The following is a 15661-nucleotide window of genomic DNA, read 5'->3' on the forward strand; positions in this document are numbered from 1 at the left end:
AAGGGACGCGGCCTTGATGGCGAGGGTCAGGCCTTGCCGGCGACCTTCTGCTCGGCGGCCTCACCGGCCGGCTCGGGCAGGTCCAGGCTGTCGCGCAGCGTGGCGGGCCGCAGGAACGCCGCGGCGATCAGGCCCACCACGGCGATGCCCGCCGAGACGAGGAAGATGTGGCCGGTGGCGTCGCCGTACGCGGCCCGGACGATCGGCACGATCGGCGCGGGCATGTCGGCGATGTTGAGGCTCCTGCCCGCCTGGCTTCCCGTCACCGGGATGCCCGCCTTGGCGAGGCCCTCGGCGATGCTGGTCGCCACCCGGTTGGCCAGGATGGCGCCGAGCACCGACACGCCGACCGTGCCGCCGAGCGAGCGGAAGAACGTGATCGCGCCGCTGGCCGCGCCGATCTCGCGCAGCGGGACGGTGTTCTGGATGACCAGCACCAGGTTCTGCATGGACATGCCGACGCCGACGCCGACGGCCAGCATGTAGAGCGACACCAGCACCAGCGAGGTCTCGTGGTCGATGGTCGACAGCCCGACGAAGCCCGCCAGCAGCACGACCAGCCCGACCAGGATGTACGGCTTGGTCTGCCCGCTCCTGGACACCATCCGGCCGCTGATCGTCGAGGAGAACAGCACGCCGACCATCATCGGGATGGTCAGCAGGCCCGCGGCGGTGGGGCCGTACCCGCGGCCGATCTGGAAGTACTGGCCGAGGAAGACCGCGCCGCCGAACATCGCCATGCCGACCGCGAGGCTGGCCAGGATGGCGAGGGCCGGGTCGCGGCGGCGGACGACGTGCAGCGGCACGACCGGCTCGCGCACCTTGGCCTCCACCCACGTGGCCAGGGCGAGCAGCACCACGCCGCCGCCGACCATGGCCGCGGTCTGCCAGGACAGCCACTCGAAGGAGTTGCCGACGAAGGTCACCCAGATGAGCAGGACGCTGACGCCGGCCGCGATGAGCGCGGCGCCCCAGTAGTCGATGGTCACGTCCGTGCGGCGCACGGTGGGCAGGTGCAGGGTCTTGGCCAGCAGCGCGAAGGCGGCGACGGTGAACGGCACCGCGATGAAGAAGCACCAGCGCCAGCCGAGCCACGAGGTGTCGGCGATGAAGCCGCCGAGCAGCGGGCCGCCGACGGTGGCCACGGCCATGACCGCGCCGAGGTAGCCGTTGTAACGGCCGCGCTCCTTCGGGCTGATCATGGCGGCGATGACGACCTGGGCGAGGATCTGCAGCGCGCCCATGCCGAGGCCCTGGATCGCGCGGAAGGCGATGAGCTGCCCGGTGTTCTGGGCGAAACCGCAGGCCAGCGAGGACACCATGAAGATCACGATGGCGATCTGGAGCAGCAGCTTCTTGTTGAACAGGTCCGCGAGCTTGCCCCAGATCGGGGTCGAGGCGGTCGAGGCCAGCAGGGACGCGGTGACGACCCAGGTGTACTGCGACTGGCTGCCGTTCAGCGCGCCGATGATCTGCGGGAGCGCCACCGAGACGACGGTGCCGCTGATCATGGCGACGAACAGCACGAGGAGCAGGCCGCTCAGTGCTTCGAGGACCTGCTTGTGGGTCATCGGCTCCGCCGCGGACGGCGCTGCCGGCTGTGCGCTCACGCGCAACCTCCTGTGGGGGAACGAACGTCAGGGATGATCCCGGATCGCGGGACCCGGATACCTTACATGCACATCGGGAAAACTTTGCGCACTGGGCATATATTCCCGGCGGGTAGACTTCTTTCCATCATGAGCAGCACGCCAGGGCTGCGTGAGCGCAAGAAGGCCGAGACCCGCCAGGCGGTTCACGAGGCAGCGCTCCGGCTCACCCTCGAACACGGCCTCGACCACGTCACCGTCGAGGCCATCGCCGACGCGGCCAACATCTCGCGCCGCACGTTCAGCAACTACTTCGCCGGCAAGGAGGACGCCCTCCTCTACGGCGACGAGCAGCGCCTCGGCACGCTCGTGCGGCGCGTACGCGACCAGCCGCCCGAGCTGACCGCCTGGCAGGCGCTGCGCGCCGCCATGGACGTCCTCTACCACGAGGCCGGCGGCGGCGACCGCGACCTGCTCGTCCGCACCCGCCTCGCCATGCGCCACCCCTCCCTGCTGGCCCGGCAGCTCACCGTCAGGGTCCGGCTGGAGAACGAGCTCACCGAGGCGGTCACCGGCCGCGCCCTGCCCGACGGCGTACGGCCCGAGGTGATCACCGCCGCGTTCCTGGCCGCGCTGCGCGTCGCCACCCAGTGGTGGTGCGCGGGCAACGACGAACGCGACTTCCGCGACCTCATCGACCAGGCGCTCGACCAGATCGCGGGCCGGTTCCGCTGACCCCGGCCCGCTGCTCCACGCCGGCCGCTCTAGGCTGGCCGGTGTGCTGATCCGCCCGAGAACCCCCGGCGACCTGGAGGCGTGCGTCAAGGCCCTCGCCGAGGTGCAGGTCGCCGACCGCTACCCGGTGGACTGGCCGGACGACCCCGGCGGCTGGCTCACCCCCCGCGGGCTGGAGCGGGCGTGGGTGGCCGTCGAGGACGCGGCGGTGCTCGGGCACGTGGGGCTGACCGCCGACCTGGAGGTCACCCGGCTGTTCGTCGTCGCGGCCGCGCGGGGGCGGGGGCTCGCCGGGCTGCTCCTCGACACCGTACGCGCCGCCGCGGGCGGGCGGCCGGTCACGCTGGAGGTCTCCTCCGAGGGGAAGGCGGCCATCGCCCGCTACGAGCGCTCCGGCTGGCGGCGCACCGGCAGCAGCCGCGCCACCTGGCTGAACGCGGCCGGCGAGCCCGCGCTCCTGCACCACTACGTGAGCCCGCCCTCCTGACCGGCGCCCGCGCAAAGACCCGGCAATGATCGCGCCCGCCGGGCCGGCCCGTCCTGACGGCCGGGGTAGAGCTCCGGAAGCGGGACGAGGGCGGAGGCGCGGATGAGGCTCACCGAGGCGGGGACGACGCCCGGCACCCGCGCGCCCGCACCCGGCTGATGCCCGCCGGCCCGCCGGCACCGGTCCCGCCGGCCGAGGGCGGAGGGCGGCTGGCCGTGCTCGCCGTCACGCTCACCGTCGGCACCGGCGCGCTGGACGTGGCCGGGTTCGCCCGGCTCGGCGGCGTGTTCAGCAGCGTCATGACCGGCAACCTGGTGGTGTGCGGGTTCGCGATCGGCACCGCCGCCTTCGCCCAGCTCCTGACCGGGGTCACGGCCATCGGCGGTTACGTGGCGGGCGTCCTCGGCGGCACCCGCATCACGAGCCGCTTCCGGAGCAGGCGGGAGACGGCGGCCGGGGCCGGGTGGAGGTGCCCGCGAGGGGTGATCGCGGCGCTGGCGGTGGAGCTGGCCGTGCTCGCCGTGTTCGCCGCCGGCTGGGTGGCCGCCGGTCCCCGGCCCGCCGCCGTCCCGCTGCACGGGCTGCTCGCCCTGGCGGCCGGGGCGATGGGCCTGCAGAGCGCGGCGATGCGCGGGCTCGGCGGCGGCCATCCGGTGTCGACGACGTACCTGACCGGGACGCTCACCGGCGTCGTCGCCGCGCTCATCACGGTCGGTCGTCCGCAGGGGGCCCGATTGCGCGACCTGACGGTCCTGACCGCGGTCCCCGTCGGGGGCGCCGGGGGAGCGCTGGTGCTCGCGTACGCGCCCGCCCTTCTTCCCGCCATCCCTCTCGCGACGGTGCTGACCGCCGTGACGGTGGCGACTCTCCTGCACTGACCCGGCCGCCGCCGCATCCGGATCATGGACTGCGGACCCCTTCTGCTCTACTGGAGGTAGTACTACCAACGGTAGAGGGGTGGGTCATGCGCATCGTCATCGTGGGAGCCGGCATCGCCGGGCTGGCGGCGGCCAGGGGGTTACGGACGGCGGGACACGAGGTCACCGTCCTCGAACGCGCGCCCGCGCTGCGGGACGGCGGCTGCGCGATCATCCTGTGGAGCAACGGCACCACCGTCCTGCGCGACCTCGGCGTCCCCCTGGAAGGGCTGGGCCGGCGGCTCGACACCCTGGAGGCGCGCAGTGCCCGCGGCCGGCCGCTGATGACGGTGGACACCGCCCGGCTGGAACGCGAGCTCGGCGCCCCGACGATGGTCATCCCCCGCCGCACCCTGATCGCCCGGCTCGCCGAGGGCCTGCCGGAGGACACCGTACGGTTCGGCGCCCGCGTCATCCGGCTCCACGACGACGGCCGGACCGTGCGCGCCGAGACCGAGGACGGCACGCAGCACGCCGCCGACCTGCTCATCGGCGCCGACGGCGCCAACAGCCCGGTCCGCTCCGCCCTCTTCGGCGCCGCCCCGGCGACCGGCGCCCGCCCGACCGGCGCGGCCTCCTGGCAGGGACTGATCCCCGCCCCCTTCGACCTCGGCTCCCGCTCCCTGCTCTTCCTCGGCCGCCTCGGCCTCGTCGGCCTGCTCCCCGCGGGCGACGGCATGCTCCAATGGCTCATCGACCTGCGATGGCGGCCCGGCGACGAGGCCGACCCCGAACGCGCGCTGGCCGCCCTGCGCGAACGGTACGCGAGCTACGGCGCGCCCGTCCCCGCCCTGCTGGCGGCGCTGTCGGAGAAGGACCTCCAGCTCTTCCCGCACACCAGGCGCCGCGCCTCCCTGCCCTGGCGCCGGGGGCGGAGCGTGCTCATCGGGGACGCCGCGCACGCCATGCCGCCCATCCTGGCCCAGGGCGCGGGCCAGGCGCTGGAGGACGTCGCGGCGCTGATCCACGCCCTCACCGGAGCCACCGGCGAGAACGCCGCCGCGGCGCTGCCCGCCTACGAGCGAGCCCGCAGGCGGCGGGCCGCCCTGGCCTCGACGGCCGCCACCCGGGGCGTGGCGACCGCCGGGCCACGTACGGCGTTCCAGAGCGAGGCCGCACTGCGCGGCGCCGTCGCGCTGCCCGACCGGCTGGCCACCTGGCTGTTCGGCCGGCTCGTCACCGGCGTCAGCACCCGCCTCGCCCGCTGACCCGGCCGGGCGAGCGGGCACTCGCGGACGACTGAAGCGCCCGCTTGAGTCCGCCACAAGAGGGTCATGGCACAAATCGGGTCGTGCCACGAACACGGCATCACCGACCCGGGAGGAAGACGATGTCCAAGGCGATGTCCAAGACGATGTCCCCGTACGACCTGATCATCACCGGCGGCCACCTCATCACCATGGACGCGGCGGTCCCCGACGGCCCGGCGACCGTGGCCGTGCGCGACGGCCGCATCGCGGACGTGCTGCCCGCCGGCCGCGAGCTGCCGCCCGCCGCCGACGTCCTCGACGCCGGCGGCGCCCTGGTCCTGCCCGGCCTCGTGGACGCCCACCGCCACACCTGGCAGTCCGCCACCCGGCACTTCGGGCTCGGCTGGAGCCTGATGGACTACCTCGGGGCCGCCTTCCTGCGCCTCGGCCCGGCCTTCCGCCCGGCCGACGTGCACGCGGCCACGCTGCTCGGCGCGCTCGGCGCGATCGAGGCGGGCATCACCACGCTCGTCGACTGGGCGCACATCCAGAACACCCCCGAACACTCCGACGCCGCCGTCGCGGCGCTGCGCGAGAGCGGGATCAGGGCGGTGTTCGCCTACGGCTGGCCGCAGACCGACCCGATGCGCTGGGTGGGCGACAGCGACGCCGTGCTGCCCGACGACGTCCACCGCGTCCGCGCCGGGCTGTCGGACGACTCGGCCCGGGTGACGATGGCGCTCGCCGCCCGCGGCCCCGAGATGTCGCGGGCGAGCGCGGTCAAGCGCGACCTGGAACTCGCCAGGGCGCTCGGCCTGCGCGCCACCATGCACCTCAGCAACGCCGGCAGCCTCACCCAGCTCGACACGCTCGGCCTGCTCGACGAGACGATCACCATCGTGCACGCCTGCGGCTGCGGCGACGACGAGCTGAAACTGGCCGCGGACCTCGGCGTCACCGCCGCCGTGTCGCCGCTCATCGAGCTGACCATGCCCGGCCTCGGCACGCCCGCCACCGGCCGGCTCAAGGCGGCCGGGATGGTGACCGGGCTCAGCGTGGACACCGAGATCGCCACGTCGGGCGACCTGTTCGCGCAGATGCGGGCCGCCCTCGCCCAGCACCGGCAGTCCGGGCACCCCGAACCGCTGTCCGCACGTGACCTGCTCGCCATGGCGACCGCCGGCGGCGCCGCCGCGGCCGGCCTCGGCGACCGTACGGGCAGCATCACCCCGGGCAAGCGGGCCGACCTCATCGTGGTCGCCACCGGCGGCGCCGCCACCGCGCCGGTCGTCGAGCCCGCCGCGAGCCTCGTGCTCGGCGGGCACCCCGGTCTGGTACGGGACGTCATGGTCGAAGGACGGCTGCTCAAGCGCGACGGCGTCCTGCTGGGCCCGCTGCGGGAGGCGCTCGACGCGGCCGTACGCACCCAGGAGCACCTGCGCGAAGCCGCACCGGAGGTCTTCCCGGCGCTCTGAGCCGGGTGACAGAACCGAAGATCGTGGCACAATCTCCGCATGGCGGTGGAGTTCCACGTCCTCGGCCCCTTCTCCGTGAGCGTCGACGGACGCCCTGTCGACGTCGGCGGGCCGCGTCCCCGGCTGCTGCTGGCCCGCCTGCTCCTCGCGCGCGGCGCCACCGTCTCCGTGGACGCGCTGCTGGACGCCCTCTACGGCGGCGAGCCGCCGGCCCGCGCCGTCGGAACGCTCCACACCCACGTCTCCCACCTGCGCCGCCTGCTCGAACCCGGCCGCGCCCCCCGCACCCCGTCGGCCGTGCTCGTCAACCGGCCGCCGGGGTACGCGCTCGGCCCGCACCGGCTCGACGCCGACGAGTTCGCCCGCCTGTCGGCCGAGGGAGACCAGGACGCGGCGCTGGCGTTGTGGCGGGGGACGCCGTACGAGGAGTTCGCGGACGTCCCCTGGCTGCGGCCCGAGGTCGAACGCCTGCACCAGGCCCATCTCGCGGCCCGCGAGCAGCGGCTGGCCGCGCTTGCGCCCTCGCCGGCGACCGCCGCCGAGCTGGCGGAGCTGGCCCGCGCGCACCCCCTGCGCGAGAGCCTGTGGGAGGCGCTGGCGCGGGTCCTGTACCGGCTCGGGCGGCAGGCCGACGCGCTCGACGCCCTGCGCACCGCGCGGCGGCATCTCGCCGAGGAGCTCGGGCTGGACCCGGGGCCCGGCCTCCGCCGCCTGGAGTCCATGATCCTCACCCAGGACCCGGCACTCGGCGAGACCACCCCGGCCTTACCCGATCCCGCGCCCGGCGGCGCGTCACCGGGTGCGGGGGTGACCGGCGGGGGGCCGGTGGTGGTGGGGCGGGCGGGGCCGCTCGACCGGCTGGCGGAGCTGGCCGCCGAGGTCGAGGCCGGGCGCACCGGGATCGCGGTGATCTCAGGCGAGCCGGGGATCGGCAAGACGTGGCTGGCTGAGGAGTTCGCGCGCGGGCGGCAGGCCCGGGGCTGGCTCGTCGCCTGGGGACACTGCCACGAGAGGTCGGGCGCTCCGCCCCTGTGGCCCTGGCGGCAGATCGCCAGAGAACTGCTGGAGCAGGGCGGAGCCGAGCCGCCCGCCGCGCTCCTCGACGCCGACGACGCTCCAGGGGACCCGGAGGGGGAGACGGGGGAGGCCAGGTTCCGGCTGCACCGCGAGGTGGCCCGCCACTTCGCCGCCGCGGCGGCCGGACGCCCCCTGCTCCTGCTCATCGACGACCTCCAATGGGCGGACACCGCCTCGCTCGGACTGCTCGCCGACCTGGCCCGCCTGCTGCGGGGCCGCGTCGCCGTGGTGATCACCGTGCGCTCGGGCGAGGGCCCGCCCGCTATGTACGACGCGCTCGCCATGGTGAGCCGCAGTCACGCCCTGCGGCTGCCGCTGGCCGGGCTGGACGCCGCCGCGGTGGCCGAGCTGTCCGGGCTCGACCACGGCCAGGCCGCGGCGCTGGCCGAACGCACCGGCGGCAATCCGCTGTTCATCCGCGAGACCCTGCACCTGGCCGCCGGCGGGGGGCTCGCCCGCGCTCTCGCCACCGTGCCCGAGGGGCTGGCCGACGTGCTCCGCCAGCGCATCGGCCGCCTGCCCGCGCCGCACCGCGCCGTCCTGGAGGCCGCCGCCGTCGCCGGCGACGCCACCGACCACCTCCTCCTCGCCGGGGCGCTCGCGGCGGTGACGCCGGCCGAGGCAGGCGCCGTGCCGGTCGAGGAGGCCGTCGCCGCCGCTCGCGCCGCCCGGCTGCTCGCCGACGACCGTACGTTCACCCATGACCTGATCAGGGAGACCTGCTACGCCGACCTGCCCCCGGCCCGCCGCGCCGCGCTGCACCTCGCCGTGCTGCGCGGACTCGCCAGCCGCCCCGCCGCCGACCCCGCGACGATGGCCGCGCACGCCCTCGCCGCCGGGCCGGCCGCGACGGCCGAGGCCGTGGAGCTGTGCGTGGCGGCGGCCGGGCGGGCCGCGTCCCGCCACGCCTACGACGACGCGGTCACCTGGTGGCGGCGGGCCGCCGACACGCACGGCCGGATCCCCGGCGCGGACCCGTCCCGGCACGTACGGCTGCTGCTCGGCCTGGTGCGCGCCCAGCTCGACGCGGGCGACGGCTTCTCGGCGCGGGCCACGCGCAACGAGGCCGTGCTCGCCGCCGACGCCACCGGCGACGACACCCTCACCGCGCAGGCGCTCACCAGCCTGGACGCCCCCGGACTGTGGAAGTTCTACACCTACGGCGACACCGAGGTGGACGTCGTCGAACGCGTCGAGGACGTGCTCGACCGGCTCCCCGCCGGCGACTCCGAGCTGCGCTGCCGCCTGCTCGGCTGCCTCGGCATGGAACGCTACGACGGCTCGGCCGACCCCCGGTGCGACGACGCGACCGCCGAGGCGCTCGCCATGGCCCGCCGCCTGGTCGCCGCCGGCGCGGGCAAACGCCTGCTGGCGGTCACGCTCAACGCCCGCTACCTCGGCATCCAGCTTCCCGAGCGGCTGCGCGAGCTCGACGCGATCGGCGACGAGCTGACCCGCCTCGGCCTGCCCGGCTTCGAGCTGCTCGGATGGCTGATCCAGGAACGCACCCGCCTGGAGCTGTACGACGTGCGCGCCGCCGACGAGGCCGCCCACCGCGCCGACCGGCTGGTCGAACGGCTGGACCTGCCCTGGCCCCGCTTCCAGCACCTCATCTACCGCGGCGCCCGCCGCCTGATGGAAGGCGACCGGGCCGGGGCGGAGGAGGCGTACACCGCCGCCGCCGAGGCGGGGGAGCGGCTCAACCTGTGGCACACCCGGCCCGCGCTGGACTCGGCGGTCGTCGCCACGCACCTGCTGCACGGCGAGCCGGTCGAGGACGAGGAGCTGATCGAGCGCTTCTCGCCGTTCCCCGCGCACCGGCAGGCCGTCCGCATCCTGACGGCGGCGGCCAAAGGGGACGGCGCGGCGCTGGAGGCGGCCCGGCGCGAGGGCCGCCCGCCGATGCCCCGCGACTTCGGCGAGCTGCCCGCGCTCTGCCTGGTCGGGCTCGCCTGGCAGGCGGCGGGGGACGCGGAGGCGGCGCGGGAGATGTACCGGCGGCTGCTGCCGTACGAGGACCGCCTGGCGATCGGCGCGGGCACGTTCCCCGCCGGGCCGGTCGGCTACTACCTCGGCCTGCTGGCCGAGGACCCCGGCACCCGCCGCGCCCACCTGAGCGCGGCCGTCCGCCGCTGCGAGCAGGCGGGCCTGACCTGGTGGGCGCAGCGCGCCGCAAGCGCCGGTTGAGTCGTCCTGCAGTGCCCCGTCGCATCGTGGCCGCATGACGACGAACACGACACCTGCCACGAACGCCGGCCCGGACCTCACCCTGTTCCTGGCCTTCCACCGCGGGCTGCGCCGCGACTTCGGCCGCCTGGCCGACGCGCTCGACCGCTGCCCCGACACCGACGAGGCCCGCCGCGCGCTCATCGACGAGCACACGGCGATGCAGCTGCGGGCGCTGCACCACCACCACAGCGACGAGGACGAGAACATCTGGCCGCTGCTCCGCGGCCTGGTGCCGGCGGCCGTCGAGGTGCTGGACCGGCTGGAGTCCGACCACCAGGAGATCGACGTGGTGATCGAGCGCCTGACCGGCCCGAGCCGCCCGGCCGCCGAGCAGGCGGCGGACCTGCGCCGCCTGCACGAGCTGCTGAACGCGCACCTCGACCTGGAGGAGTCCCAGGTCGTGCCGCTGATCCGGGCGCACGTCACGCCGGAGTGGTGGGAGGAGGCGGGCAAGGCGGTCAGCAAGAGCCACGGGCGCGACCTGCCGATGGTCGCCGCCTGGACGCTGGACGCCGCCAGTGAGGAGCAGCGGGCGCACATCTTCGCGACCGCGCCCTTCCTGCTGCGGGTGCTCTACCGGCTGAGCTGGCGCCGCGCGTACGAGCGGCGCGCCGCCCAGATCTTCGGCTGATCAGCGCTTCAGCCAGCGCCGCCCCGGCGGCAGGAACAGCGTCACCAGGGCGGCGGCGACGGCGAGGGCGAGAACGAGCAGAACACGACGCATGACTTCTCCTATGGGTGAAAACGTGGCTGACAGACCACGAATACCCACAGTAGTTGTCCGATTACACCTGCCGATCAGTGCCGGTCCTGTCGCGGCAGCGTCACCTCGTACAGGACGAGCTGGATCGCCGCCGCGATCGGGATGGCGAGCAGCGCGCCCACGACGCCGAGCAGCGTCCCGCCGATCAGGGCCGCGATGATGGTGACCGCGGCGGGCACGTCCACGGACGACATCATGATCCGGGGCGCGATCAGGTAGTTCTCGATCTGCTGGTAGACGATGAAGAAGATCAGGCAGGCGATGCCCGTCGGCACCGACACGAACAATCCGACGAGCGTCCCGACGGCCGCCCCGATCGTGGCGCCGACCAGGGGGATCAGGTCGGTGATCGCCACGATGAGGGAGATCGCGAGCGCGTACGGCACGCGGGCGATCGACAGGAAGACGAACGTCGTGACGCCCGCGATCAGCGAGATCAGCAGGTTGCCCGCCACGTACCCGCCGATCCGTTTGATGACCTCGTCGCCCAGCAGCTGGACGCGCTCGCGGCGGCTCGCGGGCACCAGCCGGTAGCCGAGGGAGGTGATCGAGCGCAGCGACGCCAGCAGGTACAACGTCAGGATGAGCACCGTCAGCGCCGAGAACACGGCGCTGACCACCACCGTCGCCGCGCCCAGCAGCCCGCCGAAGACCTGGCGGCCGAGATCGCCGCTGAGCAGGTACTGCTGCAGCCGGTCGAGCAACTGGTACTGCTGGTCGAGCGCGCGGATCTGCGGGTGGTTCTGCAGCTCTCCGATGTAGGTGGGGAGCTGCGTGACGAAGTCGCCGGTCTGCGTGGCGAGCGGGGGCACCACGGCCACGCCGAAGCCGACGAAGAAGACGATCACGGCGGTGAAGACCGCCGCGATCGCCCACTGCCGCGACAGCCCGCGCTCCTCCAGCCACCGCACGGCGGGGTTGAGCCCGATGGCGAGGAACAGCGAGACCGCGATGAGGATGAGCACCGACGCCGACGCGGCCAGCGCCTGCACCAGCAGCCACGCGCTCAGCACGCCCAGCGCGGCGGTGAAGCCGAACACGAACGGATGGCGGGTCAGGGCGCGTCCGGGGCGGCCGAAGTAGGCTTCGGCCTCGCCGCGCCGAGCCAGCGAGGCGGCGGGCTCACCACGCGCCTCGTCCGCGGGCAGGCGGGAGGAGTCACCGCCGGCCGCGCCGCCTGAGGCATCGGCGGGGCCGCCTGGGGCGCCGGCGGGTCTGTCGGCGGCGGCGCCGGCGGGGGTGGGGTGATCGGCGCCGGGGCCGGTCGGGGGGAGCGGGCGCGTCATGTCGGCCTCTTCTACGCAGGGCCCGAATCGGGGAGAACCGGCATGGCTACTGTCCCGGCCGCCGCCGGATATTCACCCCGTGATGGAATCGTTGCCGGACAGTCAGGGCACCCCCTGCGACCCGCCGTCACATGTCAGACTGCCGACATGACCCACACCCACGACGAGGACCCGGCCTGCGAGGTCGCCCACGGCGACGCCCCCGCCCAGGAGAGCGGCGGCGAGACCGGTCGCACCCTGGTCGCCGTCTTCGCCTCCCCGGTGGCCGAGAGCCTGCTGCGCATCGGCGCCGAGCTGGGCTTCCGGCCGGTCCTGCTGGAGCCCGACCCCGCGCGCGGCCTCGACGGGTTCCCCGCCGTACGCGAGATCGGCGGGCACGTGGACGCCACCGCCGACGTCGTGCTCACCGACCACCACCGCGACGAGATCGGCCCCGTCCTGCGCGACCTGCTGAAGTCGCCGGCCCGCTGGATCGGCATCATGGGCAGCCCCCGCCACGTCGGCCCGCACGTGCGGGCGCTGGCCGACCTCGGCGTGCCGCCGGATGAGGTGGCCCGCGTCCACCGACCGATCGGGCTCAACATCGGCTCCCGCACCCCGCCGGAGATCGCCGTCGCCACCCTGGCCGGGCTGATCGCCGACCGCAACGGACGCCCCGGCGGGTTCGCCTTCTGACAGCGCCGCCCCGCTGCCGTCCGCTGCCGCTCGCTTCCAAGCGGTCCGCAAGTCGGCCCCGGTACCTCTGGTACACGTGAAGAGACCTCTGCTGACCCGCGCCCTGACCACCGCCGCGGTCGCCGCCGCCGTCGCGCTGACCGCGTCCGCGCAGCCCGCCGCCGCCGCGCCCACGAGCTGGAAGTGGGGCGCCGTCCACTCCACCGACGGCATGGCCACGGCCTGGGGCAAGGTCGTCGTCGGCCAGTCGGGCCTGGCGGTGACGGGCAACCTCGACGACCATTACGGCAAGGGCTGCTCGTGGGCGCTGATCAAATACCAGAGCGCCCGCAACGGCCGCTGGCGCACCCACGGGATCTACAACTGCAAGCCGGGCACCGGCACGTTCCGCAAGAACGTCGGCGGCGTCCTGCAGATCAGGATCCAGGTCTGCCGGGGCACCGCCACGCGGCCGACCGGCAAGTGCTCGCGCTGGCGGACGGTGTGGACCCAGGGCGGCTGACGGCCGCGCGGACGGTGACGGTCAGCGGCCGGGGCCGGCGTCCTCCTGCGCGGGCGTGAAGCTCAGCGGGCGGGGCCGGCGTCCCTCTGCGCGGGCGTGAAGCTCAGCGGGCGGGGCCGGTGTCCTCCTGTGCGAGCTGCCCGTGCAGCCGGCGGGCCGCGCGGACGAGCCCGCTCGACCCGGTGCGGGCGGCGAGGTCCGCGACCTCGGGGATCACGCCACGCGCTCCGGCCCACCCGGCCACCTCGGCGGCGAACTCCAGCGTCCGGGTGTGCGCGGTGGTGGCCCGCTCGCCCGGCCCCGGCAGGTAGACCGGCAGCAGGCCGCTCATGATCTGCCAGACCTCCCGGTGGGCGCCCCGCCGCGCGCACTCGTCGAGTGCCCGCACCACCACGGTGGGCCTGACGCGGTCGAGCAGGCGCAGGCACTGCCCCAGTTGCCTGCCGCACTCGACGGCGGGCAGGGAACCCGTGGCGACCGCGCGCAGCAGCGGCTCCCTGCAACGTTCGGCGTCCCAGCCCTCCTCGCCCAGCAGGATGCCCAGCAGCAGCGCCATGCCCTCGCCCACAGGTCCCTCCTGGTGGCAGAGCCGGGAGATCGCCGGCTGCAGGCCGCCCGGCCCCCGCCAGTCGCCGTACAGATAGGGGACGAGATGCATGGCCAGGACCTCCCGGTCGGAGGGCAGCACGAGCCACCACGCCGATTGGTAGTAGCTCACCCAGCGGCGGGACGGCGACTCGCAGAACAGCGCGTCCACGAACGCGATGCCGGTCGGCTCGTGCCGGACGAGCGGCCGAGGGCGCTCGCCGGGCTTCCCGGTCCACTCGACGCTCGTGACGGGCTCGGGCCGGTCGGCCAGCCAGCGCGCCAGCGTGACGCCCGCCTCCGAGGTCAGCCGGCCGGCGCGAGCCACCACATCGGGGTCCACCGCGCGCGGCAGCCTCAGCAGCGCCTGCCCCAGGTCGTCGGGCAGGGCCCGGACACCCTCGCGCTCGTAGCCTTCGATCCTGGCGACCAGCTCGGCCGGGTCGAGGTGACCGGAGGTGCAGGTGGGCGTGGCCAGCAGGTACGGCGGCAGCGTCCCCTCCACCAGCGCGGCGTGGACCTCGGCGCAACGCCGCATCAGGGCCCCGTAGAGCGGCGCGACCGGCCCCGGGACGGACAGCCGCCCATCGGCGGCGGGCGCGACGGCCTCCCCGGCGGCGGCGCGGAGCAGCGCCTCCGTCCACCGCTCCAGATTGAACCACTCGTTCGTCTGGCGCAGGTCCGTCACTTCGTCCGGCGCTCTCCTGGCGTGCGGGTGCCGGACGAAGCCGTCGAGCCAGCGGTCGAAGGCGAACTCGTGATCCAGCCGGTTGAAGGTGCCGGTCAGCGTCTCCATCGCCGGGCGGACCGGGTGGCGGCCGGGCGCGTCGAACACGGGCGGTTCGCCCGGCTCGAAGACATCGGCCGGCGCGGCCTCGGTCTCGACCGCGCCGTAGCCGGGGGTCAGCCGGGCCGCGAGGTCGGGCGGCAGGACGGCCGCCGCCTCCCGCACGGTCTCCGCCCCCACGGCCGACATGCGCCGCGCGTGCTTGACGGCCCAGCGGACCGCGCGCTCCCGCACCTCGTACGACTCGCACAGGAACGCCGAGGCGAGCGCCGGCGCCAGGTCGTCGAGGTCGCCGGAGGTGTCGCGGGCGGCCCGGTCGAGCAGCGTCAGCCCGGCCCGTACGAGCTTGCTCTCGGGCCGGAACAGCAGCGCCGTCACCGCCTCGCCGACCTCCTCGCCGCTCAGCGTGACGCCGGGCCCGCGCAGCATCCGCAGGGCCAGCTCGGCGACCGGGCCGGGCGCGGCGGGCAGCAGCCGCAGGTAGTCGCGGACCTGTTCCTGGCCGGGGGCCGGATCGAGCAGGTCGTGCAGCCGTACGAAGAAGCGCAGGTCGGCGGCGGTGCCGCCGCGCAGGAAGCGGCTCAGGCAGCCCGCCACGAGCTGCTCGTGCCCGACCGGCGAGGCCTTGGCGAGCGCGCGCAGCCAGGACCGCCCGGCAGGGGCGTCGGCCCGGTCGTCGCGCAGCGCCCGGCCCACGCCCTCGGCCTCGAACAGCCGGGGGATCAGGTGCGGGGCGAGCGGGTCGGTGGCGAGGCGGGGCTCCATGGACGCCCAGGCGACGACCAGCGGCTCGTGCGCGGGCGGCTCGGCGCCGGTGCGGCGCAGCAGCTCCAGCGCCAGCCCGGCGGCGCCGTTGTCGAGCTGGGCGCGGGTGCCCCGCAGCCGGGCGGCCAGGCGCGTGGCGAGGTCGGCCTGCCACTCCGCGGGCCGGGCGGCGACGACCCGCAGCAGCGGCTCGATCGGCATCGTCTCGCCCCACTCGGCGAAGTCGCGCCTGAGCAGCCAGTCGGCGACCGCGGCGGTGCCGCCCAGCGTGCCCGCTCCCACGACGCGGAGGGGCGCGATCCAGACGTTGCGCCGGCTCCAGGGGACGCTGTGCCGGTGGTGGTAGTGGTCGGGACTCTCCCACCACCAGCGCTGCGCGACCTCCTCGGTCACGCCCCGCTCCACGTGCTCACTGACGAACTCCCGCCTGGCCTGCTCCTCCGCCTCCCGCGCCCGCTGCTGGGCCGCGTCGAACCGGGCGTGGGCGGCCTTGCGCGCCTCGCCGATGTACGCGCGCAGCCGGCCGGCGATCTCGCGGCGCTCCTCCGCGCCGAGCCGCAGCACCACGTCGGGCCGCGCCGCCCCCGCCCCCCCCCCCC

The 15661-nt window shown here is 75.1% G+C and carries 12 protein-coding genes; 9 read left to right on the forward strand and 3 right to left on the reverse strand.

Annotated features, from left to right (window positions below):
- Positions 1-26: 26 nt before the first annotated feature.
- Positions 27-1571 (reverse strand): MDR family MFS transporter, encoded by a 1545-nt coding sequence (locus ACBR40_RS02960; RefSeq protein ID WP_371247578.1) that lies wholly within the window; start codon positions 1569-1571, stop codon positions 27-29.
- A gap of 168 nt (positions 1572-1739) precedes the next feature.
- On the opposite strand from ACBR40_RS02960, the gene ACBR40_RS02965 reads away from it, so the two are divergent.
- From ACBR40_RS02965 to ACBR40_RS02995, 7 genes are all read left to right on the forward strand, one after another.
- Positions 1740-2324: a TetR/AcrR family transcriptional regulator gene (locus ACBR40_RS02965; RefSeq protein WP_344216558.1), complete on the forward strand. Its 585-nt coding sequence runs from the start codon at positions 1740-1742 to the stop codon at positions 2322-2324.
- 43 nt (positions 2325-2367) lie between these two features.
- Positions 2368-2811: a GNAT family N-acetyltransferase gene (locus ACBR40_RS02970; protein WP_371247262.1), complete on the forward strand. Its 444-nt coding sequence runs from the start codon at positions 2368-2370 to the stop codon at positions 2809-2811.
- Positions 2812-2969: 158 nt separating this feature from the next.
- Positions 2970-3689: a YoaK family protein gene (locus tag ACBR40_RS02975; protein ID WP_371247263.1), complete on the forward strand. Its 720-nt coding sequence runs from the start codon at positions 2970-2972 to the stop codon at positions 3687-3689.
- 86 nt (positions 3690-3775) lie between these two features.
- Positions 3776-4936, forward strand: coding sequence for an FAD-dependent oxidoreductase (locus tag ACBR40_RS02980; protein WP_371247264.1), 1161 nt, complete (start codon positions 3776-3778; stop codon positions 4934-4936).
- A gap of 122 nt (positions 4937-5058) precedes the next feature.
- A complete protein-coding gene (locus ACBR40_RS02985; RefSeq protein WP_371247265.1) occupies positions 5059-6393 on the forward strand; it encodes an amidohydrolase family protein in 1335 nt (444 codons plus the stop codon).
- 39 nt (positions 6394-6432) lie between these two features.
- Entirely contained in the window at positions 6433-9657 is a 3225-nt protein-coding gene (locus ACBR40_RS02990) for an AAA family ATPase (protein WP_371247266.1), read from the forward strand.
- 34 nt (positions 9658-9691) lie between these two features.
- Positions 9692-10330 carry a hemerythrin domain-containing protein gene (locus ACBR40_RS02995; protein ID WP_344216546.1) on the forward strand — a complete coding sequence of 213 codons (639 nt, stop codon included), beginning with the start codon at positions 9692-9694 and terminating at the stop codon, positions 10328-10330.
- A gap of 167 nt (positions 10331-10497) precedes the next feature.
- On the opposite strand, the gene ACBR40_RS03000 is transcribed toward ACBR40_RS02995, so the two are convergent.
- A complete protein-coding gene (locus ACBR40_RS03000) occupies positions 10498-11748 on the reverse strand; it encodes an AI-2E family transporter (RefSeq protein ID WP_371247267.1) in 1251 nt (416 codons plus the stop codon).
- Between the two features lie 147 nt (positions 11749-11895).
- Here ACBR40_RS03000 and ACBR40_RS03005 point away from each other — a divergent pair, with 147 nt between their 5' ends.
- Positions 11896-12423 carry an XdhC family protein gene (locus ACBR40_RS03005; protein WP_371247268.1) on the forward strand — a complete coding sequence of 176 codons (528 nt, stop codon included), beginning with the start codon at positions 11896-11898 and terminating at the stop codon, positions 12421-12423.
- A 76-nt stretch (positions 12424-12499) separates the two neighbouring features.
- A complete protein-coding gene (locus ACBR40_RS03010) occupies positions 12500-12925 on the forward strand; it encodes a hypothetical protein (RefSeq protein WP_371247269.1) in 426 nt (141 codons plus the stop codon).
- A 103-nt stretch (positions 12926-13028) separates the two neighbouring features.
- Here ACBR40_RS03010 and ACBR40_RS03015 read toward each other — a convergent pair.
- Positions 13029-15661, reverse strand: a 2633-nt coding sequence (locus tag ACBR40_RS03015) for a hypothetical protein (RefSeq protein ID WP_371247270.1), incomplete at its 5' end; no start/stop codon positions are given.

This window comes from Nonomuraea sp. AD125B (assembly GCF_041402765.1).
Classification (GTDB): Bacteria; Actinomycetota; Actinomycetes; order Streptosporangiales; family Streptosporangiaceae; genus Nonomuraea; species Nonomuraea bangladeshensis.